The sequence below is a fragment of the Leyella stercorea genome (assembly GCF_021531355.1).
Classification (GTDB): Bacteria; Bacteroidota; Bacteroidia; order Bacteroidales; family Bacteroidaceae; genus Prevotella.
In genome coordinates this window covers 1-3,389 of record NZ_JADYTS010000128.1, presented here as the reverse complement: position 1 = coordinate 3,389, position 3,389 = coordinate 1, and the positions used below count along the sequence as shown (strand labels likewise).

Annotated in this window: 1 protein-coding gene; it reads right to left on the bottom strand. The window is 51.8% G+C overall.

Annotated features, from left to right (window positions below):
• Positions 1 to 477 precede the first annotated feature (477 nt).
• Positions 478 to 3,252 (bottom strand): response regulator, encoded by a 2,775-nt coding sequence (locus I6E38_RS14470; protein WP_235394649.1) that lies wholly within the window; start codon positions 3,250 to 3,252, stop codon positions 478 to 480.
• Between the last annotated feature and the right edge of the window lie 137 nt (positions 3,253 to 3,389).

The window sequence follows — 3,389 nt, the reverse complement described above, 5'->3', positions numbered from 1 at the left end:
GGGTGGGGCTTTCTGGGGCTTTTGTGGCTTTTGTGGCTTTTATGTTTTTTTCATGCAAATATCGTCTTTGCAGTAAAAAACTGTTACAAAATAAAAATCGATTATAGAGATTCTTACCCTCGTTTTTCATTGTTTTTTTCGGTGTTCCAACCCTCTCCCACCCCAAATGTAGCTTCTTTGATATGCAAAACGAGTACATTTGCGATGCAATTGTACTCGTTTTGGAAGGTAATAGTACTACAGTTGGAGGGTAAATGTAGTCCTTTTTCAAAAAAATGTAGCGTTTTTACGTTGTCCGTCATTGTGATTTTTCGCCTCAAAAATCATAATCCATTGACAATAAGCAAATTATCTTCAGCCGTTCAAAACTCAAGAATTTCGAGCCAAACATTTCGTCGTGCGTTCAGCAAGCAGTTTTGAGCGGTTAAAAATGCAAATATTGTTTGGGGTGGGGCTTTCTGGGGCTTTGTAGCTATTCTACCCATCCACACCCCTCTGCATCTCCTTCGGCGTTACGCCATACGTCTTGCGGAAGGCGTGGTAGAAGCTGGAGGTGTGTTCGAAGCCGCAGCGGAAGGCTATTTCGTCGACGCTCAGTTTGGGGTCGGTTTCGAGCAGATGGCGTGCGCGCTTCATCTTTATTTTCAGGATGAACGAGGCAGGCGAACTGCCTGTGAGCGCAACAATCTTACGGTGGAACTGTCGCGAACTCATGCACAGCTTTTCGGCGAGCGTGTTCACGTCGAGCTGTTGCTTGTCCATGAGCAGATAGATATGGTCTACCGTCTTGGCGAGGAATCGGCGTTCGGCATCCGTCAGCTGTGGCTCCTGCTGCTGTGGCTCCTTGGTATTGGTAGCGTTGTCGCCAAACTTGCTACGCAGCGAGCGCTGGCGATCGAGCAGACGTTCTACGATGGAGCGCAGCTCGTCTACGTTGAACGGCTTTGCCAGATAAGCGTCGGCACCAGCCTCTATGCCCTCGATGCGCTCCTGGTCGGAAATCTTCGCCGTTACGATGACGATAGGAATATGATTCACCACATCGTTCGAGCGAATGCGTCGGCACAGTTCCAGACCGTCCATGCCCGGCATCATCAGGTCGGTTACTATGAGGTCGGGCACAATGTCGATAGCCTTCTTCAGTCCGTCCTCACCATTGGTAGCGTAAGCCACGGCATAGCGGTCGTTCAGCACATCGCCAATATACGCCGCAATGTCGCGGTTGTCCTCAATGACGAGCACCGTGCACTGGTTGTCATCGGCTTCGGTGTCCACGAGTTTCTTCTCCTCAGTGGGCAGTTCGGGGGCGTTGTCCACCGTCTGCTCATTGAGCTTGATGTCGCTCTTGTTGGTTATCGGAATCTGGATGTGGAACGTCGTTCCCTTGCCCACCTCGCTCTTTACACTGATCTCACCATGCACCGCGTCGATTATCTGCTTCACCAGAGCCAGACCTACGCCCGTGCCCAAATTCTTCGAGTCGGTCTCACCCTGATAAAATGACTTGAAGGCGTTTTCGGCAGTCTCCTGGTCCATTCCCTCGCCCGTATCAGTCACATCCGCAAAGAAGCTGTCGCCCTCGCGCCATAAAGCTATGTTTATCTTGCCGTAGTCGGGTGTGAACTTTAAGGCGTTGGATATGAGGTTGTTGAACACCTTATTGACATAGTCGGGCACGAAGTCCATCGTCACGGGTTGCTTGAAATACAGCTGCAGGTCGATGTTCTTGCTGCGTGCATAGTCGCGATAGGTGTCCACGAGCATGGATATGTAGGTGGTTATGTAGCCGTTGCGCCAGTCTAAGTTGCCCATCTGCGACTTTATCTTCGATATGTCGAGCAGCTGGTTGATGAGTTGCAGCAGACCGTAGCCCTGGCGTTCGATGGCTTGCACGCTCTGCTTCAGTTCGTCGGGCGACTTGCCGGGCAGGTCGCGGCTCATGCCGAGAATCACGGTGAGCGGCGTGCGGAACTCGTGGGTGATATTGGTGAAGAAGCTCTCGCGCATCTCTGCGAGGCGTTTCAGAGCCAGGTGGTTGCGGCGGTGAATGCGCTGCACGTAGAAGAACACCACCAGTGCGCTTATCAGTATCACCACAACGATGGTGAATACTACGGAGTAGATGTATCGTGCCGCACGCTCGCTCTTGAGGTTCATGTTGGCTTCGTGCATGACACGAGTCTGATGGTTGCGCTCTATGAGCAGACCCGCGTTCTGTATGCGGTTGAGTTTCTCCATGTCGATGACGCTGTCTCTCATGGCGGCAGCATTCTCGTGTGCCGTCAGCGCCGCGTTGTAGTTGCCCGTGCGCTTGTATAGCTTATAATATAAGGTGTACACCTCAGCCAGATGCTCGTTCGACTTGATTGCGCGTGCCGTGTGCAGAGCCTTGTCGAGATACTCCAGCGCCTTGGCATCATTGCCCTTGGTGGTGTAAACGCCAGCCAGAGCGATGAGCGGACCTATGGCGTGCCACTCGTCTTTCGACGACTGCAACTGTCGGTAAGCCGTATCATACTCCGATATCGCCTTGTCGTAGTCGTGCTCCTTCTCGTACAGCGAACCGAAGGAGATATGGCACAGCGCCACGCCGAGCGTGTTGCCTATCTGCAGGTTGAGTCCCATAGAGCGGCGGTAGTACATCCACGCCGAGTCCAACTGTTCGCGGTGGCGGTATATTGAGCCTATGTTGGCATAGTTGATGGCTTGTCCGAGGGTGCTGTTCAGCTCACGTTCGCCTGCCAGCGCCAGTCGCAGCGCACTGTCGGCACGAGCGTAGTTGCCGAAGGTGAGGTAGATGTTGCCCAGTCCGTTGAGCGATACCACCCGGTTTTTCTTAGCTGTGTACGATGAGTCGGTGCTCTCCTTGCAGATATTGAAAGCGCGATAATGGTAGTCTTGCGCCATGTCGAGCACCCCCATTCGCCTATAATCGGTGCCGATATTGTTCAGTGCCTGCACCACCTCAAGCGTGTCGCCAAGCGTCTCCGCCTGCTTCAGTCCCTCGCTGTGCATGCGCAGCGCATCGTCGAAACGGCTCTCGTTGCGCATCAGTTTTCCCATCTCTCTATAAGCAATGATGCTACCCAGCATATTGCCCTCACGCTCCATGCGCTTCTGTATCATGGAGATAGTGTCAATATTGTGAGAAGAGGACACTATGCTGTCCAATGCCTTGCGTTCGGCAAGGGAAATCCTTACTGGTTTCTCTCCACAAGAAACCAGCATCAAGCACATAATAATGTACCACATAACAGTGGCAGCGTTAAGTCGTAGGTTGTGCATAGGCGTAAAAATAATATTATTTTAAGGTTGTATGTGCAAAGATAGCGAATAATATGGAAAAATCAGACAATTTATATAGAAAAAAAAAGCCCCACCCCCTGCCC

What these genes read in the sequence shown, in the direction of transcription:
- I6E38_RS14470 (WP_235394649.1), bottom strand. Translation starts at nt 3,252, where the DNA reads ATGTGGTACATTATTATGTGCTTGATGCTGGTTTCTTGTGGAGAGAAA.